The sequence below is a fragment of the Pseudomonas sp. MPB23 genome, from assembly GCF_046605395.1.
Classification (GTDB): Bacteria; Pseudomonadota; Gammaproteobacteria; order Pseudomonadales; family Pseudomonadaceae; genus Aquipseudomonas.
Genome location: NZ_CP176771.1, coordinates 3417003 through 3443377, shown reverse-complemented (window position 1 = coordinate 3443377; position 26375 = coordinate 3417003). Strand labels below are relative to the sequence as shown.

Sequence of the window (26375 nt, the reverse complement as noted above, 5' to 3'; positions counted from 1 at the left end):
CGTCCGTTCATCCAACGCATGGCTTTCGGTCCTCTTCGCTGGCAAGCCAGCTCCACAAGAGCGGATTCAGCGAAAAAAAGGGCGATCATTGATCGCCCCAAACGGTACATCCAGAGGTCCCTGCCAAACCCTTACAACGTGATTTGCTTGCGCTCTTCATCCGTCAACCGCGCCCGCGCCTGCTCGCTCAAAGGCCCTGCGCCCAACACCTGCACCGGGCTGTTGGGGTTGTAGCCGGAGGTCTTCTGTTGTTCCTGCGGCTCGCGCTGCACCGGCTCGGAGCCAAAGCTCAACACTTCCACCGTGACGATCGACGCCCGGCCCTGGCGGGACGCCGCCTGTTGGCTGCGCGCCGCGTCTTGCGCCGCCTGGGACGCCGCCGCCCCCGCCGCGCTGGCCGAACTCATGGCGCCGGTGTTGACCGCCGCCGTCACCGGCACCCCGGACGACTTGCCCTGGGTCTGGATATTCGCCGCGTTCACCACCCGCAAGGCGGCAATGTTGACGTTACCGGACACACGAATGCCCGCCTCCCCCGCATCGATGGTGCCCAACGGCGCAATCAGGTCGATATCCCCCGCCGGCACTTCCGGGATCGGGTTGAGTGTGGCAATCCCCGCACCGGTACTCGGCACCGACGGCGACAGGCTCACGTTGCCCCAGTTGTCATAGACGCGCTTGGGCGGCGTGTACACCACGGTGGTCTTGGAGCCGCGCCCGGCGTTGATGTCGCCCTCGCTGGTCCATGCCATGATCGAGCCGCCGAAGGTGGTCATGATGCGGCTCTGGCCGAGCAGGATGCTGCCCAGGGAGTACAGCTGGATATCTCCCGCGCCCTGGGTGATCACACCCGCCGTCGATGGGGGCGCCGCGCCTTCGATGCCGAAGGTCTGGCGGCCGCCGGGGGTGAGCATCTGGATCGAGCCGCCGAAGTTGGTGTGCACGCCCGCGCCGCCGAACATCGTGATGTCGCCTTTGTAGGTGATCGGGTTACCGGCCACGTCCCTGTTCGGGAACAGCGCCGCAATCGCCTCACGGCCGCGCAGGTAACTGCCCTGGCGCACGCTGCCGTCCTGGTTGTACTCACGGCCGGCGGCCTTGAGTTCAGCGAAGTACACGTCGCGGGCGAAGATCCGTTGCTGCTCGGCCGGCAGGGCGGCGTAGTAGGCGCGGGCCTGGTCGGGGCCGCCGACAAAACCGAAGCGCTCGGCGAGCCAACTGACCAGTTCGTTTTCGTAAGTCTTGGCGACTTTGCCGCCCTGGATCGACTCACCCGGTTGCGCCAGGTTGGCCGGGTTCAGGTAGGCCTCGACGAAACGCAGGTAATCCGGGCCGTCAGGGCCGACGCCAGCTTGCATGACGATACTCGCGCCAGGGCGGTTGTCGCCTGCCGCCACGGCGCCCAGGCTGGTAATGGCGACCTTGTCGTCCATGACGATATTGCGGCCGGCTGTCACTTCCAGAGTGCCAGGCCCGGCGACGTTGAAGCTGCTGTAGAGAATGTCGCGGCCGGCGCTGACGACAGAGATATCGGTGGGGCCGTTATGCACAAACAGATTGCCGGCGATGGTGTATTCGCCAGTCCCGCCGTCACCGCCGCTGGCACCACTCAAGCGCGTACCGCTGCTGACGATGTCTCGTCCGGCCAACATCCACACCGCGCCTGTACCTTCCTGATAGGTCTGGCCAAAACGCGGGTCGTCCGAGGTCGTAATGGTGATCGAACGCCCGCTGTTGACACCCAGCAGATCGCCGGTCAAGGCATAGAAACGCGCAGGTTCCAAAGCGTCACCCCATAACGTGCTGGCGGTATTGGGACCGAACGCGAACAGAGGAGCGACGCGCCCCAGGTCGGCCCGAACGGCATCCGTGGAAGCATTACCGCCAACAAGCAGATAATTGCCGTCGGGGTCTTTGACATACCCTTGGAACGCTGGGCGCAGGATCGTCGCAAGGGTATCCGGTGCCGCACTGGAGCGACTGATGGTCAGGTCGCCGCCATAGATCGAGTCCGCCGCCAGCAATTGCAATTGACCTTTGGCTGACGGCGCCAACACCATCGCCTGGAGCGGTGGCAACACATTGGTATTAAAGCTCGAAGCACGCCCGTAATACAGGCTTCCACCAGCGGCGACCGCGCGCAATGTCGCGGGATACACCGCCGCCATGTCCGACTCAGTGGTTTGGGTCAGCGGCGTCAGGTTGCCGCCGGCGGAGAACAGATCTACGGCTGTGCGATCAGTCCACAGGCTGAACCAGCTCTGACCGATACCCACCGTGCCGTCTTTCTCGTAGGCCGAGGCATTCATCTGCGGCGCTCGCCCCGGGTCGGCCACGTCCTGCAGCACCAGGTCCCCACGGGTGGCCAGGCTGAAGGTCGCGTCCCCCGGCAACAGGCTCCAACCGCCGGTGGCTGCCGCGGAGGTCGAGCGTATTGAGTCATAGGCGCGGACTTCGCTTGGGCTCTGGTCCGTTGCCAGGCTGCCATAACGCAAGGTCAAGCTACCCAGGGCGCCGCCCGTGAGCTGTACATGCCCACGCAAATCCACCACCGCACCATTGAGGTGACCGAGTGCAACTTGACTGCCAGGGTTCACCGCACCGCCGACCCGTACGTTTAGATCGCCACCGCCGGTCAGTTGCAGACTGCCATCGGCCGCGACCCGGCCAGTGCTGCCCACCGCCAGCACCAGGCCTTGGCTGCGGGCGTTGACATTTACTGGCACGGAACCCGCTGCCAGCGGCCTGATAATCCCGGCATCGCCTCCGACGTCGACGTTCAGGTTGCCCCCGCCCAGCGTGCCGAACCCGGTGAACCCGACCATCTGGTCAGGCGCATTATTTATTGAATAGTTAGGGGTATAGGCACCAAAGTTGATCCACCATGCGGTCGCCTGGGCCTGGCTACCGGACAAGCCATTGCCTTGACGCCACAACCAACTGCCTACGTTGGCGGAGTCATAGCCCACATCACCCTCGACTGGGCGCGCAGCGTTCCCGGCTTCCTTGGTAATGTTCCCCGTCAGGTTGCCGCCTGCCTTCACCAGCAAATTACCTCCGCCCTCCGGGTACCATTCGCCGGAGGGACTCGCGGCAGAGCTGCCGGCGGTATAGACGCCGAAGAGCGAATCCACACTCAGGTCGCCCCCGGCCAGCAGTTCCAAGTCTGCCGCGCCGGTGCGGATCACGCTGAAACGCGTACTGCCGCCCCCCGCAGAAGAATGACTATCGGCCAGACGCAGGTTACCCGCCTGTGGATGAGGCTGGAGCAGACGGCTGTCGGCCGCCTGGGTATCGGCGCCGGCCACCAGGCGCATCGACCAGGACTGCGAGCCCTCGGCCAGCATCGGCGCGACTGCCCACAGCTTGCCCTCGCCCCCCGTACGCAGGTTTACCGACGCCACGCCACCCGGCAACTTGACGTTGGTGCCCACCGGCAACAAGGCCCCACGGGGCAGCAGCTTGGTACCGCTGAGCGTCATTGTCACAGGCAATGGCACGCCCGCCGGCCACATCATGACCTTCACACTGGTGAGGCTCACCAGCACCGTACCGGCATCCAGGATGCTGCCGCTCGGTAAGCTCACGCGCGCGGTCAATATCGTACCGGCCGGATACAGCACGGTACCGGCGGCATTACGCACCGCACCCGCCAGTACCGTACCGGCCGGGAGTGCCAACGAGGAATTGAGGGTGACCGCCACCGGCAATCGCGTACCGGCAGGCAAGCTGCGGGCCTTGATCGGCAGATCGAAATTGAGGATCGCGCCGCTTGGGAACGTGGTGCCATCCGCCAGGCTCACGCCGTCACCAGGCACCGTAATCGTGCCGCCGGTGTAGTCGATGCCGGCGCGCAACACCCAGCCTTTGTCGTCCGGGGTCGCCGCAGGTTCTGCAAAACCGTCGTTGATGCTGCCGTAGATGTTCAGGTCGCCCCCGGCACGCAGGGTCAGGCTGCCGGCCTCGGTCACCGCATGGGTCGGCGATGTGAGGCTGGCGTAGCGATAGCCGGACAGGTTCAGGTCATCCTGTACCACCAGGTCGCCATCGGGGGTTTTGCTGATGATTTCTACGCCGGGACGCAGGTGGAACGTGTCGCCGTAGGTCGTATTGTTCAGACCGGCCAGCTTGTTCTGTACCAGGTTGGTGTTACCCAGCGCCGCATTGATGAACGTGGTGCTCAGGTCATGCTTTTTATCCAGATAAGCCTTGTCGATGACTTGATAGGGCCTGCCGCTGACAGTCGTGCCAGGCCCGAAATCCGCATCGTCATAGGTCGCCATGCCGTTGAGGGCAATCGAGCGCGCGCCCTGGATCGTCAAGCGTCCACTCGCGTCGATCGCAATGTCATCGGCACCCAAGCGCGGTGCATTCAGCTCCAACGTGCCCCGGTTGCGCCCGTCATTGCCGGTGACGGCTTCGGTGCCATGGCGCAGGTCGATGCGCATGCCATCGGCCAGGGTCAGTTGGCCGGTACCGGAACCCAGGACTACGATGGCGCGGTTCGGCGAATCAATGATCTTGCCGTAGCTGTCCACGCGCAATTGCGTGCCATGGGCGTCGAGCACCGCTGTGCCGTCCACCGTCAGGCCGTTCTTGCCGGCCAGATTGATGCTGCCGACGCGCTCGCCGCTGGCGTCCACCCACCCCGTCACGCGCAGGCTGCCGTTGTCCACCGAGACATTCACGGTATTGGCTTTGACGCCATCGCCGATGACCAGGTCGCCCTGTTTGAGCTGGAAGCTGCGCGTGCCATAAACCTGGCCCTGGTTGAGACGTTGGTTGAGGGCGGCGAACCGCTCGTTCAGGGTCCCGTTGCCCCCCAGGTGCTGGGCCTGGACTTCCACCGCACCAGCCAGGTAAGGCACCAGGGTGCCGCCGGCATCGTAGTAGCCGCTGCTGCCGGCGAGGATCTTGCCCGCCAGGTCGACAGTGCCGGCCGCGCTGCCCACCGCCACGGCGCGCAGTTTGCCCGCCTGGTTGTACTTGGCCGACAGGTCGATGGTCGAGCCCGTCGCCTGCTGCACATTGCCCTCACGGCTTTCCAGCAGCACTTCGCCGCCGGCGCTGTATTGGGTCAGGTCATTGAACGCAATGTCCCGGCCGGACACATCAATCGCTGCATTGTCCGTCAGCACCACGTCGCCCCGAGCGCCCAGGGTCACCTTGCCGCTGGGCAGTACCACCGCGCTGGCCAGGCGAATACTGTCGCCCTGCAATGACAACTCGCCGCCCAGGCCGTCCACCTTGCCGACCGGGCCGGCCGAAGCGCTGATATCAATCGCGCCACCGGCAGTGATTTTATTCACCGAGCCCGCCGCGCCGGTCATCAAGGGCGTGAGGATATTCAGGTTGCCGCCGCTGTAGGCAAAGCCCTTGAGCGCGTCATAGGCGCCCTGGTTCTGGTACACCGACAGACTGCCTTTGTGGTTGGCGGTGATGCGGTCGCTGGCGTTGAGGTTGACGTTGGCAAAGCCCAGGGCCAAGCGGTTCAAGGTCGCGGTGGTGCTGGCCTGGGCAAACTCGCCATAGCCGAACTCGATGCGCTCGGCGTTGATATCCAGACGCCCGCTACCGGTGCCCGCGCCGCCTGCCACGACCGTGCCAGGGGATGCTTCGGCGCCCTGCCAGATCAGGTTGGCGGTATGGATGGTGGCCACATCGTTGGCAGCACCAGAGCCGTAGATCGCGGGAGTGGACAGCATCAGGTTGTTCAACAGCGACTTGCCGGTCACCGCATCGTAGGTGTCCAGGGTCACGGTGCCGTAGAAGTTGAAGCTGTCGCGCGCTGACAGTTGCAGGGTTTCCAGGGCCGGTGCGCCGAACTCGGTATCGCCGCGCAGCAGGCGGTTGAGCACGTCCTGGGTCAGGGTCAGCCCCGCCGGCAGACGATTGGCGGCAGCCGCATCCGCCAACGCTTGCGGGCTACCGACGTTGATTCTGGTCAGTCCCAGGTTGAGGTGGCGGGTGCCGTATCGCACCTGGTCGCTCATTTGCAGGGTGCTATCGGTCAAGCCGACGATGCTGCCTTCTGAGTACAGAGCGGTTTGCCCAGTGCATGGCGCACTGTTGCAGACCCCGATCTGGATACCTTTACCCGCCGAGGCTTGCGTCTTGGCGACCACATTGAGCGTGCCATTGGACACCGCCAACACGTTGGCCAAGTTATAGACAAAGCCATCGCGAGCGTCATAACTGGCCTTGCCACGCCCGATGGTATTGATCGAAGCGCCCTGCTCCACCACGATGGAGCCGGTCGAGGCCACCAGAAATACTTCCGGCGCCGCCAGGGTCGCGCCGTCTCGAAGGATAAGAGACCCCGTGGTGCCGCCGGCCAATTCAATGTAGTTACCACCCTGGCCATACACGACCACTGTCATCCCGCCGATCATCATGCGGGCAGCGCCCAACGCATTGAGGCTTTCTGCCCCCAGGGTGATGCCGCTGAACCCACTGGTAGCGTCCTTGCCGGGCCCGACGATTTCGATATCCCGGCCAATCGAACCTGTATTCATCACCGACACCGTGCCGCCAAAGCCACCCGCCGCCGCCTCAAAGTGTCCGATGCCCTGGAAGGAAAACGCCTCTGCGCCCGCCCCCGATTGCAGGGACAATTGCAAGGTCTTGGCATCCACCGGCAACAAGGGCCGAGGCACACCGAGCCTGGCAGCGTCGGCCAGGGCGAATTGCGCATAGCCGGTTTCGTTGTATTGGGAGTAACGGCGCAAGGTATCGGCAGGCGTCAGAATCACTTGGCTTGCGATATTGCTGGCGATACCGGTATTGGCGATGGACAGGCGCCCCGCCGTTGACCAGGAGCCATTGCGCATCGCCTGGGGCAAACCTTCGCTCGCGGTGCCGGCCAGGCCGTTGATTTCCACGCGGAAGGCCCCCGGCATCAAGGCGTAGGTGGACGGCATCAAGGTATAGGTACCCGCCGCCAGCCCCGGCACACCGGCACCGATCGTGATCTGCTGGCCAATCAGCGGGTCGACCGCGCCGCCCTCGGGCGCCACCGGCGCGTAGCCCGGTTGCACGCCTGGCACAATCGCATAGATCGGGTTGGTCGCCAGCCCCGGCAGCACGAACCCGCCGTTGGCGCCAAACTGCACCAACGGGTTGTAACGCGCATCCGTAGAGCCGCCGCGCCCGGAAATGAATCCGGCACCGAGCAGCTCACCACCGCCGGACAGATCCAGGGTGGCGTCGGGCAACACCGCCACCGACTGCCCGCCCATGATCACGCCGACGCTCAGCCCACCGTTCAAATTCGGTTTGCCGCCCTGACCAAGGAAGGTGACGGTCTTGCCGTTGTACTGATAAATCTGGCCATCCGTGGTCCCGCCGTAAGGCAACACCAGGCCCTTTCCGCTCACCGAGGTGAGGCTGCCGGGCAGCAGTTCGACTTTGCTGGTGCCCCGGGTGCCGATTTCGATCAGCCCCAGCGGCGCGCGCACCACCCCACCTTGCTTGATGGTGGGGCCGCCCAATAGCAAGCGACCGAACGCCGAGTAAGGCATGGCGGCATGACTGTTCGCGGTGCGAGCGATCGTCAGGGTACGCGCCGGATCGTAGATGAAGCCGCTCGAGACATCACCGCTCAGGTAGCCCGCCAGCACCCGCGCCCCGACGTCCGTTGCCGGATACAACTGCGCTGCGCGCAGGGTCATGTCGCCGCGGGTCATCAGTTGCGTACTGATACCCGTGGCGATCACATCCTCGCCGGCCCCGGCCAGAAAGCGCAGGTCGCCCTGGCTGCTCAATTGCACATCATCGAACCCGCGACGGTCGACGTTCGCCAGGCTGCCATCGCTCAGCGGCAGGTCAGTCGTGTTGCCGAACAGCACATTGCCGCGTACATCGATCAGGTTGCCGCTGGCCTCGAATATCCCTTGGCTGGCGCGTTGCGACATGCCGCTGGCCAATACCGGGTGCAGGTACTGATCCTTGTCCGCAAGAATCGGCGCAAGAATGCCTGCCAGCAATACGTAAGGTGCCGAGAGGTTGACGCGCGCGTTGTCGGCAGCCGTCTCGGTGAGGCCCATGGCGCCGCTGTACAGACGCAGGCTTTGGCCCATGCTCAACGACACGTCACCGTCAAACCCCAGCAGGCCGTTGCTGAGCAACGCCAGGTTGTCAAAACCACCGGCGCTGACCTGATCCACCCCTAGGCGACCATGGCCATACTCCAGGCTGGCCGCCGCCGCATCAGCGCTGCCTGGCAACGTGCTGTCCTGGTGGACTTGGCTGAGCACCAACTCTCGCACGTTGAGCACCCTGTCGGTGACTGCGTTCTTGGCGTAATACGGGCTTTCCAGCGCCAGCGACAAACTGCCGCCTGCCGCTCCCGCGCCCCCGGCGCGGGCGACGAAGCTGCCATCCAGGTAAAGGCCGTTGTTGGAGGCAAAGCTGATGTTGCCGCCATTGCTTGCCACCTGCACCCGGCCCTGACCTGAAACATCGAGCGCCGCCTGACTACCGGAAGCCTCCAGGCGCGCACCGTCGCGCACCACCACAAACAGGTCGCTGGCCGTGGCAATGCCAGTGGCCAGGTTGATGTCGCCACCGATGCTGATCTTGCCGCCATTGCGCACCAGACCGTAGACATTGCCGCGATTGCTCACCGCCGTGACCGCGCGCGAGGCGACGTCGATCACCGCGTGCTCGCCCACCCAGATCGAGCGGCCATGCCCGGCGGCGTTCACTTGCTCGGCAGCCTGAACCGTCAACCCGCCCAGGCTGACGCTACCGCCCCAGGCGTTGAGGGTGCCGTCCAGGGTCAGTTGGCCAACGCTGCGCAGGTTGATGCCCTGGCCGGGGTCGACGTTGATCACCGCACCCTGGCCCACGGTCAGCGCCGTGGTGGCCAGCTCAGCCGCCGTGGAATCCAGATAGCCGGCGGTGAGGTTCAGGCTGGCGCCTTGGCGCTGGGTCAGCACGCCTTTGACCGGGTCTTCCTGGTACAGCGCCGGCGTCCAGCGTTCCAGGGCCGTGGCCGGGTCGCTGCCACTGGGCAGGCCCGAGGTCTGTTCGCCCAGGCGGTAGACCGGCGTGGTCACATCCACCTGGGTGCCGTCCGTGACCAACAACCCTTCGTTGCCGGTGATGTCATAGGCCGAGAAACCCTTGTTGAAGAAATCGCCAGCCAGTTTCAGGGTGTCGGCGGCCGGTGCCGTGGCGCTGTCGCCGATCTGCACCTTACGCCCCTGCAACGCCAGGGTGCCGCCACCGCTGACGCCATAACCGCGAATCTCGCCGTCCAGCCCCAGGGCGCCGAACGAGGCCAGGGTCACGTCGCCGCCCTTGCCGCCAGTGAGGCTGCCACTCACGCCGAGGATGCCGCCGGAGGATGCATCCACCACACTGCCCGCCGCCAGGCTCACATTGCCGGTGCCGCGCAGCGAGATCTTGCCGCCGTTCACATAGGCCACACCGAGGGTGTTGTCAGCGTCCAGCAGCAGATTGTTCCAGCGCCCGGAAGTGTCCAGCCTGACGCCGCTGGCCACGTTGACGGTGCCGCTCCCGGCCACGATCGCATCCAGGACGCTGCCTTTGAGCGGGTCGACCTGATTGAGAATATTGCCCGCATTAAGGCTGCCGCCATGGGCTGTCAAGTTGGCGTTGACCGTGACCCCAGCCGCGAACAGGGTGATATTCCCGCCGTCCGCGACATTGAGCGCGCCGTTGACGGTCACCTGTTGCGTGGCACCGACCTTGATCGCACCCAACCGATAGCCATTGAGCTGGTCGCTGTCGAGCACCATCTTGCCTTGGCGATCCGCTGGCAGCGCGGTCGTCAGGTCCAGGCCCTCGGCGATTTTCTGGGTGTTGCTGTCGATCAGCACCTCGCCGGTCGTGCCGGTCAACGCATAACGCAGGGTGCCGGTAGTCTTGTTGTAGACCGGCGTGTACCCACCAATGATCAACTGCGCGCGCTGGGCCATGGCCTTCTGCGACTGCTGGTAACCGTCAAGGTCGATGTTCGGCGCCTGGGTCTGGCGGGTGCCCTGGAACACGTCGCTGACCACCTGGCCTTCGAGCACCGCGCTGGTGGTGCCGACCACCAGCTTGCCGGCATCGCGACCCACGGTGTAACCGCTCTCGTAACGGCGTTGCTTGGCGATCATCGGGTTGTAGTAGTAATCGGTCTGGCCCCAGCGCTTGCTGGTGTCTTCATAACCTTTGTAGAGCCCGGAATAGAGGATGTCGCCCGGCGCGTTGGACAGCTCATACAGGCGCCCGTCCGGGCCCTTGAGCCAGGTCTGCTGGATATAACCACCCTGCACGTCGACGGTGCCGCCCGACAGGTTGATCTGCGCGCCCTTCTGCGTCACCACATCCTTGCCGGTAAACGTCACGGTGCCGCCCTGGGCCATCCACTCGCCCACCGAGTGGCCTTGGGTGCCGAGGTAACCGCCGACTTCCAGCAAGCCGCCGGCGGTGTACCAGCGATCCGTGGCATAGCCGTTGGTGCCGGCGGGCACGAACACCAGCTCGCGCAAGTCGACCCACACATCGTTGTTGATCAGCTTGCCGTCATCGCGGTTGACCGACGCATCGCGCTGCTCGTTGCCCTGCACGTTGATCTTGATGTTGTTGGCTTCCATCGCCACCTTGACGCCAACCGCGCCGGACACGTCGATCATCGCCCCGTCGCGTACCAGGCTGCGCCCGGCCGCGCTGACCGCGACCTGGCCACCGGTGGCCAGGGTGATCGAGCCTTTCTGGAAATCCACGCTGCCGCCGCTGACGATCTCGATGCGCGACTGGTCGGTGCGGTCGGCCACCGTGCTGAGGTTGTTGAACTGCCCGGTGGCCAGGTTGGCGGGTGTGCCATCGAGGTTGACCAGGCCGTTGCTCTTCTGACTGTTGAGCGCGGTACTGCCGCTGCTGTCCAGCAGGATCGCGGTGGTGCTGCCCTCGCCCAGCGTCACGCTGCCGGTGGTGTCGGTGGCGGAATTGAGCAAGTGGATCGTGCCGCGGGTGTCCACCGAGGTACTGGCCAGCGCCACGCCATTTTGCTGCACTTGGTGGCCGGTCAGGGTGATGTCGCCGGTGGAGGCCATGATCAGGCCGCTGTTGCTGACCTTGCCGGCGCTGCTGCCCGTGTTGAGGCCGGTCGCCACTTCATTGCCGCGCGTGGTGGAACGGTCGTTGCCGGTGGTGCCGACGCCCTTGCGAATGTAGAAGCTGTCGCCGGCCGCCAGGGTGGTCTGGCCCTTGGCAGTGTTGATAGTGCCGGCGTTTTCCACTTCCGAACCGAGCAGCAAGGCATAGCCGCCGGCATCCGTGGAACTGGCCGGGGCGTGGGTCTGGATCAGCGCACCGCGCTGCACCTCGACCTTGCCTGCCGCATCGGTAAAGGTCGGCTGGGAACCGGTGCTGTCCACATAGATCCCGCGCTGGGTGAACTGCTCGTCGGTGATGTTCGCGGCGGCGGCAACGAGGTTGCGCACGTTGACCTGGCTGGTGCCACTGAAGACCACGCCGTTGCGGTTCATGATCATCACCGTGCCGGCGCCGTTGATCTGGCCCTGGATCTGGCTGGGCCGCGCATCGGGGTCGTTGACGCGGTTAAGCACGGCCCAACTGGCCTGCTGCTGGAAATCCACCGTGGTGTTGCGCCCGACGTTGAAGGTCTCCCAGTTGAGGATCGCCTTGTCGGCGGTCTGCTCGATGCTCACCGTGGTCTTGCCGCCCGCCTGGGTCTGGGTCGGCGCCTTGGCGTTGGTCCAGCCTTGGGTGAGGCTGTTGTCGACCTGCAGGCCGCCCTTGCCCAAACCATCGGGGATCGTCGACACCTGGCCGAACGCCGCCTGGCGCCCCGCCGCTTGTGCCGCCTGCTGCGCCGCAATCGCCGCGACGCTGGTGTTCAAGGTGCTGATGGAACGCGCCAACTGCTGGTTGACCCGCGCCTGCTCGTTGAGCGACGGAATGCCCGGCACCTGCCCGGCACTGATCCGCGCCGCCGTCGCCGCCTGGCTCGCGCCCTTTTCGGCAAACCAACTGGAACTGAACGCCGTGGCCGCATGGGCATTGCCCGCCACCATCAACAGGGCAATGGCCTGGGCCAGTGGTTTCAGGTGCAGGATCGTCTCTTGGGCTTTCAGGTTAACCGGCGATTTGCAGCGGACCATCGGGAATCTTCCTTCTTTGTTATCACGCAGGGAGCAAGACAGGCTCACGTATGAGGGTTAGGCGGTTGGCGAGGGACGGGACTGAACTTCTGTCATGCAAAGTTCATAAAGGCCTGGTAACGGATCGAAAAACCGTACAAACGCAAAAATCAGCAACGGCACAGGCCGTTGCTGATCGGGTGTTGCGGGTCGTTGAGCGCTTGGGTTACAGCGGACGACCGATACCGTTGCAGACGTCGGACTTGCCGATGCTCAAGGCACTGGTGGAGGTCACGAAGGTGTCGGTGATGGCGGTTTTCCAGTTAGCAGGCAGCGGCACGAAACGGTTGGCCGAAATGGCGGCGTCGTTGTTGGCGGTTGCGCCGAAGTGCTTGGTGAAGAAATCGCGCACTTGGCCGGTCTGGCCGGCGTTGGCGTAGCACTGGCTGAAGATCAGGTTGGTGAAGCCCAGGATCGGGTAGCCCGACGCTGGGTAAGGTTGAACACCGGTGACACCGTCTTTGCCAAACACAGGTACCCAGTTGTCCTGGTTGGCGCGCACGCTGGCTGGGCTCGTTGCAGGAACCGGTACCAGTGCGATAGCGGCAGAAACGTTGTCTGGCGCTGGCGACACACCTTCAACGCCCTGCGCTTCGTCCTTGCCGACGCGAGCGACTTTGGTAGCGTCGTCCAGACCTTCCAGGGTGGAAGCAGCATAGTCAGGGCTCATGTAGGTGATACGGCCTTCGGCGGCGCCCAGGGCATTCATCACACCCTGGCTGCCCGCGGCAGAAACGGCGCCGGCCGGCAGGCCACCGGAGAAGCTGGTGCCGAAGGTGGTGGTGACCGCGAAGGTACCGGCTTCTGCATTGCACTTGGCATTGAGGAAACGGGTGAACAACTCGGTGGTGCCGCTGCTTTCGCTGCGATAAACCACAGTGATGGGGCCGGTACGGTCGGCGCCAGAGATGTCGCCCCAATCAGTGATACGGCCGGAGAACACACCGCACAGCTCTTGAACGCTCAGGTCAACCGCTGCATCGCCGGCCTTGTTGAACGGAATGGCAACCGAAGTCGCCACCGATGGCACCTGGATCAATTTGCCCCAGGTCGGTTGTTTGTTGGTGGCGTAGGTCGACAGTTCAGTTGCGCTCAACTTCGAATCGCTACCGGCCCAGTGCACGTTCTTGTTCGTCACACCGGCCACGAACTTGGTGTAGTCGTTGGTCAGGAAGGCGGCCTTGCCATTACCGCTGCCCACGCCGATGTATTGGGCGAAACCGGCCGTCAGTACGCCGGCAGTCTGATACAGCTGCTGAGGCAGGGTTGCACCACCGCCGTTGATGTCAGCCATTGCAGCCTGTGCCGAGCACAGTGCAGCGAGGGTCATGGATACCGCGAGAACGTTGCGCTTAAACATGAAGAATCTCCTTTCGTCGTGTTTGTACGTTTGGGTAGAGGGCTCTTGCATGACGCCATGGCTTCGGTCCAGGCCGTGTTCCGGGGGTGGCAGGGGTGAGGCCATGGGTAGGTAATTTCGCAGCATCCGATGACAGCAAAAGGAAAAAACCTCGGGAGGAAGGGCTTGATTTTTAAAAAGATTCTCGGGTGTTTCGGTCATGATTTTGAGCGGTTTGGCGCCCCCATGTGGAAGGGGGCAAGCCCCCTCCCACATTTTTAATTGCAGACATTCAGGTAACGAGTTGGTTGATCTCGATGATCGGCAACAGCACCGCCATCACGATCACCAGCACCACCGCGCCCATCACCACGATCATCAGCGGCTCCAGCAACGCAGTCATGCCCATGGCGCGGCGTTCGATGTCCCGCGACAGGGTCTGCGCGGCGCGTTCGAGCATCGGCGGCAGCGAGCCGGTTTTTTCGCCGCTGGCGATCAGGTGGATCAGCACCGGCGGGAACACCTTCTCCACCGCCAGCGCCGGAGCCAGGTTGACGCCTTCGCGCACCTTGGCGGTGGCGTCGTTGACGCACTGGCTCAGGCGCTCGTTGGACAGGGTCTGGCGTGCCGCTTCGAGGGCACGTAACAACGGCACGCCGGCACCGCCGAGGATCGCCAGGGTCGAGGCAAAGCGCGCGGTGTTCAGGCCCAGCACGAAGCGCCCGATCAGTGGCAAGCGCAGCACGCGGCTGTGCCAGTTCAAGCGCGCCACCGGGTCGCGCAGGTACAGGCGCCAGCCCCAGAAACTGCCGACGATCCCGGCAAAACACAGCCAGCCCCAGGCGCGGATAAAGTCACTGGCGTTGAGCATCGCCAGGGTCAGCCCCGGCAGGTCCTGGCGCGCCTGGGAAAACGCGCTGACCACCTGGGGCACCACGTAGCTGAGCAGGAAAATCACGATGCCGATGGACACCAGCCCCACCACGCCAGGGTAGATAAAGGCCGTGAGGATTTTGCCGCGCAGGTTGTTGCGCTCCTCGATGTAGTCGGCCAGGCGCTCCATGACCTGGGCCAGGTCACCGGACTCCTCCCCCGCCGCGATCAGCGCGCGGTAGATCGACGGAAAGTCCCGTGGCCGTGCGGCCAACGCATCCGCCAGGCGCATGCCGCCGCGCACATCGGCACGCACGGCGGCCAGGGTCTGGGCGATGTGTTTTTTCTCGGCCTGCTCCACCGTGGCACTCAGCGCCGCTTCCAATGGCAGGCTGGCGCCAAGCAGGCTCGCCAGTTGCCGCGTGGCCCAGGCCAGGTCGTTGTCCGACAGCTTGGCGCTGAACAGGCTGGCGCCGGCGCTGTGCTGACTGCCTTCGACCTGCACCATTAGCGCGGTCAGGCCACGACTGCGCAACGCGGCGAACGCCCCGCTCTGGCTGTCGGCCTCCACATGCCCGGCCTCGACCTTGCCAGTGGCATCGGCGGCTTCATAACGATAGCGATTCATCAGGCGTCCCGTGTCACGCGCAGGATTTCTTCGGTCGCGGTGGTGCCGCTGCGCACCCAGCGCTCGCCGTCTTCACGCAGGCTGAACATTCCGGCGCGACGCGCGGCCACGCGCAGATCCTGTTCGTTGGCGCCCTGATGGATCAGGCTGCGCACCGCGTCGTCGACGCAGAACAACTCATGGATACCGGTACGCCCGCTGTAGCCGATCTGGTTGCACTGCGCGCAGCCCACCGGGCGCCAGGTGCCGGGCGCGGCCGGGTCTTCCTGCTTGCAATGGGGGCACAGGCGGCGCACCAGGCGCTGGGCCAATACGCCCAACAACGACGAGGCCAACAGGAACGGTTCGACGCCCATGTCGACCAGGCGGTTGACCGCCGACACCGCGTCGTTGGTGTGCAGGGTGGCGAGCACCAAGTGCCCGGTGAGCGAGGCCTGCACCGCGATTTGCGCGGTCTCCAGGTCGCGGATTTCACCGATCATGATGATGTCCGGGTCCTGGCGCAGAATCGCGCGCAGGGCCAGGCCGAAGGTCATGTCGATCTTGGCGTTGACCTGGATCTGGCTGATGCCCGGCAGGTCGTATTCCACCGGGTCTTCGACGGTGAGGATATTGCTGGTGCTCGCATCCAGCCGCGCCAGGGCGGCGTAGAGGCTGGTGGTCTTGCCGCTGCCGGTGGGCCCGGTGACCAGCACGATGCCGTGGGGTTGGCGGATCAGGGTGTCGAGGCGCGCCAGCAACTGCGGCTCCATGCCCAGGGTCTCCAGTTGCAAACGCCCGGCCTGCTTGTCGAGCAAGCGCATCACCACGCGCTCGCCATGCCCGGTGGGCACCGTGGACACGCGAATATCAATTGGCCGCCCCGCCACGCGCAACGCAATGCGACCGTCCTGGGGCAAGCGTTTTTCGGCGATGTCGAGCTGGGCCATGATCTTGATCCGCGACACCAGCGCGCCATGCAGCGCCTTGCGCGGTGACACCACGTCGCGCAGGGTGCCGTCGACGCGATAGCGCACCACGGAATGGGTTTCGTAGGGCTCGATATGGATATCACTGGCCTCATCGCGGGCGGCCTGGGTCAGCAAGGCGTTGATCATGCGAATCACCGGCGCGCCGTCCTGGGTGTCGAGCAGGTCGGTGATCTCGGGCATGTCTTGCATCAGGCGGTCGAGGTCCACCTCGTTTTCAGCGGCGCCCACCACGGCGGCGGCGCTGCCGGTATCGGCGTAGGCACTGGCCAGCAGGCCGTCGAGTTCGTCGTCGCGCACCTGTTGGAGCCGGGACTGGCCGAACTGGCGCTGCACTTCGCTGATCGACCAGCCGGGGGTCGAGGGGCAGACGGTGAGCAACATGCCCTCCTCGCCGGGGCGCAGGAGGATGCGCTGGGATTTGGCCCAGGCGTAGGGGAGCAGGCTCAAGAGACAGCCTCCTGATTGATCGCCGTGCAACGGTGGGAGGGGGCTTGCTCCCGATAGCGGTGTATCAGCTGCCCCATGTGAAACTGACACACCGCTATCGGGAGCAAGCCCCCTCCCACATGGCTCATGGTCGTGTGCCTACCGGCACCGCGCGGATCACCGCCCTGGGCCCCTGCTGCTGCGGAATCGCCTTCTCCACCGACGGCAACTGCGGCGCCTGCACATCCGGCATCGCCCAACTGTGCTCCGGCTGCAGCCCACCCTGGGCGCGACGCATGAACTCATAGCGGTTCAAGGTAATACTGCGCCCCGCGCCGCTGTCGCGAATGATGTAGGGCCGCAAGAACACCATCAGGTTGGTCTTACTCACACTGCGCTTTTCATTGCGAAACAACGCGCCCAACCCAGGGATACTCGAAAGCCAGGGCACCGCATCGTTGCTCTGGCTGTAACCGTCCTGCAGCAGCCCGCCGAGCACCATGATCTGCCCGTCGTCCAACAGAATGCTGGTGTCGATCGCGCGCTTGTTGGTCACCGTGCCCGCATCCACCGAGGTGCGCGTGTCCACGCTGCTGACCTCCTGGTAGATATCCAGCTTCACCGTACCGCCTTCGGAGATCTGCGGCCGCACGTTCAGCTTGAGCCCCACCTCTTCGCGCTGCACGGTCTGGAACGGGTTGTTGCTGGTACCCCCGCCGCCGGTCACGTAGCTGCCGGTAACGAACGGGATGGTCTGCCCGACGAAAATGCTCGCCGCTTCGTTGTCCAGGGTCAGCAGGTTGGGCGTGGACAGCACGTTGGTGCCGCCCTTGCTCTTGAGCGCCCGGGCCAGCACCTTGAGGTCGAGCACCTTGCCGATCCCCGGGATGTCGACGGTGCCGTTGACCACGCCGATATTCAAGCCCTTGGGCAGTACGTCAATGCCGGTCTTGCCAGTGCTCACCAGGCCGCTGCCACCGAGGTTGACCCCACCAAACCCACCGCTGCCCGCCAGGTTACCGGCCTGCCATTGCACGCCGAACTCGGTGGCATCGTCCTCACCCACTTCGACGATCAGGCTTTCGATCACCACTTGGGCGCGGCGCTGGTCGAGCATGTCGATCACTTCGCGCAGGTTGCGGTACAGCGGGTCCGGCGCGGAGATCAGCAAGGTGTTGGTGGTGGCGTCCGCCTGGAGGGTCACGCCGCCGGCGCTGAAGGCGGTGTCCGGCTCGCTGGCGGTGCTGCCGCTGCTGGTGCCGCTACTGGCACCGCTGGTTTGCCCATAGCCCGACTGCGCGACGCTGCCGGTGGACGTGCCGCTGCTGTTCTGGGCGCTGCCGGTGCCCTGGCCGGTCTTGCTGTTGCCGCCCATGGCACTGAGCTTGCCACGGGCCTCGTCGCTCACCCCGGCATCGCTCTCGCCGGTGAGCAGCCCGCGCAGCGACTGGGCGAGCTTGGTCGCCTGGGCGTTGCGCAGGTACACCACATGCATGTTGCTGGGGTTGCTCTGGGCATTGTCGAGTTTGTAGATCAGGTTGCGCGCCAGTTCCGTACGTTCGGGGCTGCCGGAACGGATGATGATCGAATTGGAGCGCGGGTCGCCGATCACGTTGATCTTCTGGGTCTGGTCGGCGCCCTGGGTTTCGAGCAACTCGCTGACCATCGCGGCGATGTCCACGGCGATGCCGTTCTGCACGCTGACCACGTCGGTGTCGATGGCGCTGGGGGTGTCGATGCCGTTGATGATCTGGGCCACGCGTGCGAGGTTTTCCGCATAGTCGGTGATGACGATGCTGTTGTTGCCGGGGTAGGCGTTGATCGGGTTGTTCGGCGACACGATGGGCCGCAGCACCGGGATCAGGTTCACCGCATTCTCGTACTGCAGGCGGAAGGTGCGAGTCTGCATGCCGCTGCTGCCGGCGCTGTACATCGGCCCGCCGAGCAACTTGGCATCGGCCTCCGGCACCACCTGGGCCACACCCCCCACATCCACCACGCTGAAACCCTGCATGCGCAGCGCCGCCAGCAACATGTCATAGGCCTGGTGCGCGGGCACCTGGCCTTCGCTGACCAGGGTGAGGTTGCCCTTCACCCGTGGGTCCACCAGAAACTGCTGGCCAGTGGCGCGGGACAACGCACGCACCACCGCCTGGATGTCCGCGTCGACAAAATTGAGCTGCACCGGCTGGTCGCCCAGGGGGTTGCGCGCCTTGATGGGCGCCGGGGCGTGGCCACGGGCGCTGCTGGTCACCGGGTGCGGCTGGCGCGCCTTCGGGGTGTCTTCGCGCTGACGATCCAACAGGCTTTCACCGCTGCGGCGGGTATCGGCCAGCGGCTGGCCGAGTTCGCTGTCCACCAGCAACGGCGTCTTGGGCCCGGGGGTGCTGCACGCGCTCAACGCCAGCAGCAACAACGGCGCGACCTTGCGAAAAGGCGCGTGATTAGGGACTGACCACTTCATGAAGCGTCCTTAGCGCCAAGCGCCTGATCCATGCGAACGGTCCCGGACACAGTGCCGGCCGAATGGTTGATGGCGTCCGGGGTGCGCTGCAAACGCGCCTCGGACACCTCCAAAGCAAATGAACGGGGATTGCCCAGCAGCCAGCCCACCACCGCGTCGGCCGGCGCGTTGTCGAAGCTCAGGCGCCAGGCGCCGGCGTCCAGCGCCTGCACCTGGTAATGCCCGTGCAGGCCGGCGTCATCCAGGGCCTGGCGCAACCCGGCTTCGTCGGCGGGCCGAGGCGCGGTGACGCCCTGCAACAGCACCTGCAAGGCCGCGGCCTGGGCGCGCAACTTGGGGGTTTCGGTCTGCCAGTAGGTGATCTTTTTCAACGCCGGCTGCACCAGCACCAGCCAGGTCAACAGGCTCGCCAGGACCAGCCCGGCGCCGATCAGCAAGTGCTTTTCGCGCGGGGCCAGACCCCGCCAGAACGCCTGGGCTCGGTTGCGCAAACGCTGAACGCTATTCATCGCCGGCCTGCGCTTTCTCGGCAACCTGGGCCGGGCCGAAACGCCAGGCATGCCCGTCGCGTTCGGCGGCTACACCGACCTGGGCCAGCGCCGCCTGCCAGTCGCCCGGCGTCGTGGGCGGGCGACTGTCGGCGAGTAGTGCCAACTGCAAGCGGCCTTGCTCGAAGGTCAGGCTGTCGACGCTGCCCACCATGAACGGCAAGTGACTGCCCGCCAGTTGCAGCAGGCTGCTGAAACGTTGGCCGGTGTCGGCCGCCGCGCCGCTCTGGCGCGCGGCCAGTTGCTGGCGGGCCTGCTGCAAGGGGTTGAGCACCACCGGCACTTCAGGAAATGCCTGGCGCACCTGCTGGCTCATCAACGCCTTGAGCCGTTGGCCTTCGTCCGCCTGACGGGCGGCGTACAGGTTCAGGCCGATCGTCCAGATGGCCGTCGCCAGCGCGACACAGGCCAGCGCCCGGCCCCAGCCGCCGCTGGGCGCTTGGCTAAGGCGTGCGTGCAAGCCCCAGCCGGGCACCGGGCCGCTCCAACGCCGCGTTATCTCCACCAGCGATACATCCAGCGCCTGCAACCCCAACGGGTGCACGGCGCCTTGTTGCAGGCTGTCGCGTGTCAGCAGATAGCCGTCGTGCAACGCCGCCGCGCCCACCGGCAAGGCATAGGGCGCCGGATACAGGCCGTGCAGTTTGAGCGGCACCTGCGCCAAAACCTGGGCCAACCGCTCCAGCCCGGCCTTGGGTACCCAGCCCACGTGCACACGCCCATCGCTTTCGCGCGGGCCGTAGGCCACATGCATCGCTTCCACGGGGCCGAGGATCAGTGCCTGCGCCGCACAGGCCACAGCGGCGGCGGTTTTCGCGCCCGGCAATGGCGGCAGCTCGAGGCTGGTCAGCAGGCTGTCGCGGGGGTGCAGAAAGGCGTCGAGTGCCTGACGCTGCTTGCCCAGCTGCGCCAGGCTGGCGAACCCCTCATCCACCACGACGCCACGCTCCAGCCAGGCGAAGGTCACGCGGCTGTCGATGCTCAGTTGATCCAGGGGCGGCAAACCGATGCGCAAGCGTTTCATACGCCCACCCGCGACCAGATCACCTTGGGCTGGCCGGCTTCAGGACGCTGCAACAGCGCGTCGATCGTCACCCGCCGCTGTTCGCGCCGCGCCTGGCCCTGCAAGCGAAACCACTCACTGGTGATGCCCACTTGCACCGTATCCACCGCGACCTGGGGCAACTGCAAGCGGTTGACGAAATCCCCCCGATTGATAAACCAGCGCCCACTGTCGCGCTCGGCTACCAGCCCGTGAGCCTGGGCCAGACTGAGCTGGGGCACCACCGCGCTGAGCACTTCGGCGCTGGCGGTGTTGCCGTTGACCCAGGTCTGGCCGGGCAACACGCTGATGTAGCGCTGCATGCGCTGCAACATCAGCGGGTCGAGGCCTTCGAGGCCACTCAAGTCATCGAGGCTGCGCAACATCGGGTAGCGGGCAGGCAAGCCGTTCTGCGGGTAGGACGCGATCACCCGCTGGCTGATACGCCGGCTCACGGCCGGGTCCACGCCGATCAGCCGGCACAGGCGCTCGAAGCTCTGCAATTGTTCGGTATCCGGCTGCTGGCGATTGACCAGGTTGCGCAGGTTGAACTTGCCCTGCTCGTCTTCCAGCCGCCCCTCGAACACGCCGGTCTGGGCGCGGGCCCAGGGCTGGTCGAGGCGTGTCAGCACGTCCTTCTGGCGCGCGTCCCAGAGCAACTGCTGGCTGCGTTCAAGGCCGCCCTGCAACAGCCATTGGCCCTGGATGCGCAGTTGCTCGGCTTCCAGGCCGCGGGTGAACACGGTCTGGCGCGTGAGCATGGCGCCCGCCATCACCGCCACCACCGCCGCGATCAGCAAGGCGCTGATAATCGCCATGCCGCGCTGCTTCGCCGCTGTGGGCGAATACCGTTTCATGGCGCGCCTTACAACTGCCAGGAGCCGATATCGGCATTTACGCCATCGCCATCGGGCTGGCCGTCGGCACCGAGGGAGAACACATCGACCTCACCATTGGCGCCCGGGTTAAGGTAGTGATACGGGTTGCCCCAGGGGTCGTTGGGCAGGCGGTCGAGGTAGGCGCGCCAGGTGCTGTTCTTCGCATCGGCCGGGCGCTCCACCAGCACTTTGAGGCCCTGGTTCATGCTCGGGTAAGTGCCGTGGTCCAGGCGATAGAGCTTCAAGGCCTGCATCAACCCGCCGATGTCCTGTTTGGCCGCCGTGGCCCGCGCCTGGTCCGGCCGATCGAGCACCTTGGGCACCACCATCGCCGCCAGGATCCCGAGGATGACCACCACCACCATGATCTCGATCAGGGTGAAACCACGCTGGCCGCGAGGGCCTGGCAATGGGGATGTTAGGCGCGCGATATCCATCTCGACATTCCTCGGCTTGAGTGCATTTCGTGGCGCAGTGTTGCAAGAACACATGTCAGTCGTATTGAAAATGCTCGGGAGGTTCAGTCGCCAATCGGTCAACTGCCGGCGCTAGTCTGCGGGCCTGTTTCCCGGCTTTGAGAGCGCCATGTATCGCCGTCGCAAGGAGCAAGGCTTTACCCTGATCGAGGTGCTGGTGGCACTGGCGATCATCGCCGTGGCCATGGCGGCGGCCGTGCGCGTGGCCGGGTTGATGACCCAGAGCAACGGCTTGCTGCGGGACAAGTCCATGGCGCTGCTGGCGGCGCAGAGTCGCCTGGCGGAACTGCGCCTGGAGGGGCATTTACGCAGCGGCAAGAGGACCTTTGAATGCGATCAAGGCCGGTTGAAACTGCGTTGCGAACAAACCCTCAGTGCGGATGGGCCGCTATTCCAGGTCGATGTGCAAGTGCTCGACGCCAGCCACGAAGCGCCGCCGCTGGCAAGGCTGGCGACGCAGGTCAGGGCCGAGTGAGGCGCGGCAGCACCGGTCCCTGGGGCAACGTGTCGAGCTTCACGCGCTGCTTCTCGCCGCCGCGCTCGATCTCCACGCCGTCGCCTTCAATGGCGGTCAAGCGCACGCCGGGGCTGAGGCGCTCGCCCAACAGAAAACTGCGCGGCGGGCCGTCGTTGAGGCTGAGGATCGCCACCGCCCCGTGCGCCCCGGCCAGCACGCCGGAGACCTTGACCTGCAGCGCCGTCGGCACGTTGGAGAACCATTGCAGCGCCGGGTTTTCGTTACCCGCCGCCAGGGCCTGGGGCGCGACCGGTGGGGTGTGGGATTCGGCGGAGGTGAGCAGCAGCGGCGTCCAGATCACCGCACCCGCCACCGCCGCCAGCAACGCGACGAGTTGTACGCCGTGGGCCGGCGAAAAACGCGAGGTAAAGAACATGGGCAGGACCTCCTGTTTGTCCATCGCCACAGCGTACCGACCCATTCGCACGTTTTTATGTCACAAGCTCCCCGGTTCTCCAGAGGCCACACGATGAAACAGCAAGGCTTCACCCTGATCGAGCTGATGGTGGTGCTGGTGATCATCGGCATCGCCAGCGCCGCCATCAGCCTGACGATCAAACCCGATCCGTTGCACCTGCTGCGCAAAGACGCCGAGCGCCTCGGCCAACTGCTGCAAATCGCCCAGGCCGAAGCCCGCGCCGATGGCCGCCCGATCACCTGGCGCGCCGACGCCAAGGGCTTTCGCTTCAACCGCCGCAGCGACGACGGCAGCGGCGTCGACACCTTCGCGCACGACGCCCAACTGCGCCCGCGCCAATGGGAAAGCACGCCGATGCAGGTCAACATCGAACCGCGCCAAACCCTGGTACTCGACACGGAATGGATCAACCCACCGCTGCGGGTGGTGCTGTCCGACGGCCAACACAGCCTGAGCCTGCAACGCGACACCGCAGGCTTGATGCGCGTGGTGACCCCACCATGAACACCTCCCAGCAAGGCTTCACCCTGATCGAAGTGATGGTGGCGATCATGCTGATGGCCCTGGTCAGCGTGATCGCCTGGCGCGGACTCGACAGTGTGACCCGCGCCGATCAACACCTGCAGGCCAGCACCGAACAGACCGAAGCACTGCTGCGCGCGCTGAACCAGATGCAGCGCGATATCAGCCTGAGGGCCAGCGTCGAACTGAACTCGCGAGACGATGCCAGCAAAGAAACAGGGCTGGCAGCCGTGACTGTGCGTAGTTCCGACAGCAAAGGCTTTCGGCTGGACGTGATCCGTAGCGCCCCCGTCGCGGGAGATGGCCTGCAACGGGTGCGCTGGTGGCTCAAGGGCGACAGCCTGTATCGCGCCGCCGCCCCTGCAAGGAACCGGTTCCCGTTACCGGCGGCGAAGGATGGCGTGGTGGTGTTGAGCGGGGTCAGGGATGTACAGGTGCGCGTGTGGGAAGCGGACAAGGGATGGCGGCAGTTGAGCGGGAACCACCGCGAAGATCCGTTGGGGCTGGAAATCAGCCTGGTAAGGGACACACCCCAGGGGGTGGAACGGTATCGGCAGGTGGTGGGGCCGCTCTGGTAGTTTTTTACCCGGTCGCCCGCTACAGAAACCCGTTTTCATCCCACCCCCTACATGGCAAAAAGTTGCACAGTGAAAAGCTGAAAATCACCCCCTGAATCCTCTGCAAGCCTTGTCATTCAAGGCCTGTAGCCAAGTGCGCAACTTCTTGCACACCACTGTGCAAGAAGTTGCGCACTTTTCCCTCCTTTTCCGTGCAAAAAAGCGGTTTTTCCACCTCTTTCGCCGCTAAGCCACTGTCCTCAATAGCAATTATTTTTTTGGCATGCCGCTTGAATATAAGCCCGTCCCCGACGGCGTATTTTTTCAAGACAGCAGGAAAAAAAGGGATGTTCACAGCGGCCAACCAGACCCACTTCAGTCTCACCCTCGAAAACTTCACCGGCGACCTGCAAGTCCTCTCGTTCACCGGCACCGAAGGCATCAGCCAACCCTATCGCTTCGACCTCGAACTGGTCAGCGAAAAAGCCGACTACAAACCCCACGGCGATGACCCCGGCCCGGACCTTGAAGACTACGACTACCCAGGCCGCTTTCTTACTCGCGACCGTGGAAACGTCCTCAGCCAACGCGCCGTCGAGCGCCACCGTGCCGACTATCAGCAGGCAGAGGGCTGGGGCGACCAGACCACGTTGACCAGTGGCCACTTCCTCGAACTCTCCGATCACCCGCGCAAAGCCTGGAACGACCGGTGGCTGCTGACCCAAGTCAGCCATGAAGGCAAACAGCCTCAAGTGTTGGAAGAATCCATCACCAGCGAAGACGATTTCCACCAGGGCTACCGCAACCGTTTTCTTGCCACCCCGTGGGACGTGTTCTACCGCCCGCCGTTGAAACATCCCAAACCGCGCATCCTCGGCAGCCAAAGCGCAGTGGTCACCGGCCCTAAAGGCGAAGAAATCCACTGCGACGAGTACGGCCGCGTCAAAGTGCAATTCCACTGGGACCGCGAAGGAGGCGGGGACGACAAAAAAGGGGCGGAACAAATCTTCCTGCACGCCCAGCGCGACTGGGATGAAAACATCGAACACGACCAGAAAATCCGCGTCGGCAACGAACGCCACGACACGGTCGAGCAGAACGCCTACACCGAACTCAAGGCCGAAGAACACCGCATCACCCACGCCGACCGCAAGGTTGAAGTGCGCATGGACGACCACCTGACCATCGCAAAAAACCAGCACATCAAGGTGGGCACGGCGCAGTTGGTGAGCGCGGGAAACGAAATTCACCTGAAGGCCGGCGAGAAGATCGTCATCGACGCCGGGATGGAACTCACGGTGAAAGCCGGGGGCAGTTTTATCAAGGTGGATGTGGGTGGGATCGCAGTGATGGGGCCGGAGGTGAAGGTGAATGCGGGCGGTTCAGTGGGGAATGGGACGGGGATCGGGATCAAATCGCCGGTGTTGCCGGGGGCGGCGGATAGGGATAAGGCGGGGAGTTTGATGGAGTGGGCGTTTTGGAAGCATTGCCGGCTGAGAAGAAATCAAGGTGCCAGTGGTGATGGCCGGGGTTACTACCTATACATATTGGTGGCGTCTGGATGGTCTGTTAGGGGACTCGGACGGAAATGGGATTGACGGTTGGTTTGCGGAGCCGGATACCGTGTTATCGCGCCATTCGCCTTTTGAATGGGAAGGTTTCGACTTTATTGAAGAACGTGTGAGTAACGAAGAGAACCTGGCCGCTTATCTTCACGACCTCAATCAACTTGAAGATTCTGAAAAAGAGACATTTCTGCCCAAGGCTAACGCTTCTACCAGCGGGCCGCTGAAGGAGCGGCTGTATAGCATCGTTGATACCGATAAGAATGAAAAACTGACGCTGGCGGAGATTCGGGGGGCTTTGGCTAAACCTTGGTTTTCGCAGCCTATTTCGCAGCTAGTGATTAAGTGTGAAAGTGAATGGTTCTATAGCGCAGAAAAATGGAATGCGTTGGATGAGTTGATGGGGCATACGCCAGAGCAGCCAAATGCGATTTGGTTATCTGAGAAAAAACGGATTGAACATCTTGCTTGGTGGAAAAGTATTGACGTTGGATCGGAGATAATCTGGAGTTTTAACCCTGTTATTTTTATTTGCGCAATGTCGACTATACCCACATCGTTAATCTGCAAAGCATGCGGTAAAAATATCGCACTCACAGTAGAGATGATGAAGAAAGTCGCGATCAGTGGCATTGCCGATACATTTCTTAGCGAATTTGTTTTAAGGGCTAATGAGCTTTTTCCTAAGTATGGTGTAGATACATGTTCACAGATAGTTCATTTGCTTGGTCAGGGGAAGCATGAAACGCAGAGATTCACTGCTTTCAGAGAGAGTCTGATCTGTTGAAGCGGGCTGGTTGTCAGTCATATATAAAACCTCAAAAGGAAAAGAGGTTCGTGGTTGGATTCAATGCGAGAATGCGGATGGTTGTTGATGATGAGAAGGTTTTCATGATTGACCTGAGTTCAGCCTGGAAAGCGCACCGAATGAATGTCTTTTTGAGCTTTTTACGAGTACTATTTTTTACCACTCCT

15 protein-coding genes and 1 pseudogene are annotated in these 26375 nt (G+C 64.0%); 5 read left to right on the top strand and 11 right to left on the bottom strand.

Features of this window, described 5'->3' with window-relative positions; genetic code table 11:
- Positions 1–131 precede the first annotated feature (131 nt).
- The 9 genes from ACLH0J_RS15975 to gspG form a co-directional block, all read right to left on the bottom strand.
- Positions 132–12137 (bottom strand): filamentous haemagglutinin family protein, encoded by a 12006-nt coding sequence (locus ACLH0J_RS15975; RefSeq protein WP_411388050.1) that lies wholly within the window; start codon positions 12135–12137, stop codon positions 132–134.
- Between the two features lie 205 nt (positions 12138–12342).
- Complete coding sequence (locus ACLH0J_RS15970; protein WP_411388049.1) at positions 12343–13536, bottom strand: substrate-binding domain-containing protein; 1194 nt, start codon at positions 13534–13536, stop codon at positions 12343–12345.
- A gap of 271 nt (positions 13537–13807) precedes the next feature.
- Positions 13808–15016, bottom strand: a complete 1209-nt coding sequence (gene gspF, locus ACLH0J_RS15965) for a type II secretion system inner membrane protein GspF (protein WP_321143461.1) — start codon at positions 15014–15016, stop codon at positions 13808–13810.
- Positions 15016–16434: a type II secretion system ATPase GspE gene (gspE, locus tag ACLH0J_RS15960; RefSeq protein ID WP_411388048.1), complete on the bottom strand. Its 1419-nt coding sequence runs from the start codon at positions 16432–16434 to the stop codon at positions 15016–15018. Before gspE ends, gspF begins: the two co-directional genes overlap by 1 nt.
- Before the next feature lie 124 nt (positions 16435–16558).
- Positions 16559–18877 (bottom strand): type II secretion system secretin GspD, encoded by a 2319-nt coding sequence (gene gspD / locus ACLH0J_RS15955; protein ID WP_411388047.1) that lies wholly within the window; start codon positions 18875–18877, stop codon positions 16559–16561.
- On the bottom strand, positions 18874–19386 hold the full coding sequence (gene gspM / locus ACLH0J_RS15950; protein WP_411388046.1) for a type II secretion system protein GspM: 513 nt from the start codon (positions 19384–19386) through the stop codon (positions 18874–18876). Before gspM ends, gspD begins: the two co-directional genes overlap by 4 nt.
- Positions 19379–20449 carry a type II secretion system protein GspL gene (gene gspL, locus ACLH0J_RS15945; RefSeq protein ID WP_411388045.1) on the bottom strand — a complete coding sequence of 357 codons (1071 nt, stop codon included), beginning with the start codon at positions 20447–20449 and terminating at the stop codon, positions 19379–19381. Before gspL ends, gspM begins: the two co-directional genes overlap by 8 nt.
- Positions 20446–21324: a type II secretion system minor pseudopilin GspK gene (gspK, locus tag ACLH0J_RS15940; RefSeq protein WP_411388044.1), complete on the bottom strand. Its 879-nt coding sequence runs from the start codon at positions 21322–21324 to the stop codon at positions 20446–20448. The genes gspL and gspK overlap by 4 nt, the downstream gene beginning before the upstream one ends.
- Positions 21325–21332: 8 nt before the next feature.
- The gene (gene gspG, locus ACLH0J_RS15935) at positions 21333–21782 is read right to left on the bottom strand and encodes a type II secretion system major pseudopilin GspG (RefSeq protein ID WP_411388043.1); all 450 of its coding nucleotides are present in this window, start codon (positions 21780–21782) and stop codon (positions 21333–21335) included.
- Between the two features lie 148 nt (positions 21783–21930).
- On the opposite strand from gspG, the gene gspI reads away from it, so the two are divergent.
- Positions 21931–22296, top strand: a complete 366-nt coding sequence (gene gspI / locus ACLH0J_RS15930) for a type II secretion system minor pseudopilin GspI (protein ID WP_411388042.1) — start codon at positions 21931–21933, stop codon at positions 22294–22296.
- On the opposite strand, the gene ACLH0J_RS15925 is transcribed toward gspI, so the two are convergent.
- Complete coding sequence (locus tag ACLH0J_RS15925) at positions 22283–22714, bottom strand: type II secretion system protein N (RefSeq protein ID WP_411388041.1); 432 nt, start codon at positions 22712–22714, stop codon at positions 22283–22285. The genes gspI and ACLH0J_RS15925 overlap by 14 nt on opposite strands.
- A gap of 93 nt (positions 22715–22807) precedes the next feature.
- Here ACLH0J_RS15925 and gspH point away from each other — a divergent pair, with 93 nt between their 5' ends.
- Entirely contained in the window at positions 22808–23260 is a 453-nt protein-coding gene (gene gspH, locus ACLH0J_RS15920; protein ID WP_411388040.1) for a type II secretion system minor pseudopilin GspH, read from the top strand.
- Positions 23257–23856 carry a type II secretion system protein GspJ gene (locus tag ACLH0J_RS15915; protein ID WP_411392755.1) on the top strand — a complete coding sequence of 200 codons (600 nt, stop codon included), beginning with the start codon at positions 23257–23259 and terminating at the stop codon, positions 23854–23856. The genes gspH and ACLH0J_RS15915 overlap by 4 nt, the downstream gene beginning before the upstream one ends.
- 112 nt (positions 23857–23968) lie before the next feature.
- Here ACLH0J_RS15915 and ACLH0J_RS15910 read toward each other — a convergent pair whose 3' ends face one another.
- The gene (locus tag ACLH0J_RS15910; protein ID WP_411392754.1) at positions 23969–24190 is read right to left on the bottom strand and encodes a hypothetical protein; all 222 of its coding nucleotides are present in this window, start codon (positions 24188–24190) and stop codon (positions 23969–23971) included.
- Positions 24191–24209: 19 nt separating this feature from the next.
- Between ACLH0J_RS15910 and tssI the strand changes: the two are divergent.
- Both tssI and ACLH0J_RS15900 read left to right on the top strand, forming a co-directional pair.
- Positions 24210–25433 (top strand): annotated as a pseudogene (gene tssI / locus ACLH0J_RS15905) (type VI secretion system tip protein TssI/VgrG); the annotation flags it as partial.
- Positions 25357–26187: a hypothetical protein gene (locus ACLH0J_RS15900; RefSeq protein ID WP_411392926.1), complete on the top strand. Its 831-nt coding sequence runs from the start codon at positions 25357–25359 to the stop codon at positions 26185–26187. The pseudogene tssI and the gene ACLH0J_RS15900, both read left to right, overlap by 77 nt.
- Positions 26188–26375 lie beyond the last annotated feature (188 nt).

What these genes read in the sequence shown, in the direction of transcription:
- ACLH0J_RS15975 (WP_411388050.1), bottom strand. Translation starts at nt 12,137, where the DNA reads ATGGTCCGCTGCAAATCGCCGGTTAACCTGAAAGCCCAAGAGACGATC.
- ACLH0J_RS15970 (WP_411388049.1), bottom strand. Translation starts at nt 13,536, where the DNA reads ATGTTTAAGCGCAACGTTCTCGCGGTATCCATGACCCTCGCTGCACTG.
- gspF (WP_321143461.1), bottom strand. Translation starts at nt 15,016, where the DNA reads ATGAATCGCTATCGTTATGAAGCCGCCGATGCCACTGGCAAGGTCGAG.
- gspD (WP_411388047.1), bottom strand. Translation starts at nt 18,877, where the DNA reads ATGAAGTGGTCAGTCCCTAATCACGCGCCTTTTCGCAAGGTCGCGCCG.
- gspM (WP_411388046.1), bottom strand. Translation starts at nt 19,386, where the DNA reads ATGAATAGCGTTCAGCGTTTGCGCAACCGAGCCCAGGCGTTCTGGCGG.
- gspL (WP_411388045.1), bottom strand. Translation starts at nt 20,449, where the DNA reads ATGAAACGCTTGCGCATCGGTTTGCCGCCCCTGGATCAACTGAGCATC.
- gspK (WP_411388044.1), bottom strand. Translation starts at nt 21,324, where the DNA reads ATGAAACGGTATTCGCCCACAGCGGCGAAGCAGCGCGGCATGGCGATT.
- gspG (WP_411388043.1), bottom strand. Translation starts at nt 21,782, where the DNA reads ATGGATATCGCGCGCCTAACATCCCCATTGCCAGGCCCTCGCGGCCAG.
- gspI (WP_411388042.1), top strand. Translation starts at nt 21,931, where the DNA reads ATGTATCGCCGTCGCAAGGAGCAAGGCTTTACCCTGATCGAGGTGCTG.
- ACLH0J_RS15925 (WP_411388041.1), bottom strand. Translation starts at nt 22,714, where the DNA reads ATGTTCTTTACCTCGCGTTTTTCGCCGGCCCACGGCGTACAACTCGTC.
- gspH (WP_411388040.1), top strand. Translation starts at nt 22,808, where the DNA reads ATGAAACAGCAAGGCTTCACCCTGATCGAGCTGATGGTGGTGCTGGTG.
- ACLH0J_RS15915 (WP_411392755.1), top strand. Translation starts at nt 23,257, where the DNA reads ATGAACACCTCCCAGCAAGGCTTCACCCTGATCGAAGTGATGGTGGCG.
- ACLH0J_RS15900 (WP_411392926.1), top strand. Translation starts at nt 25,357, where the DNA reads ATGGCCGGGGTTACTACCTATACATATTGGTGGCGTCTGGATGGTCTG.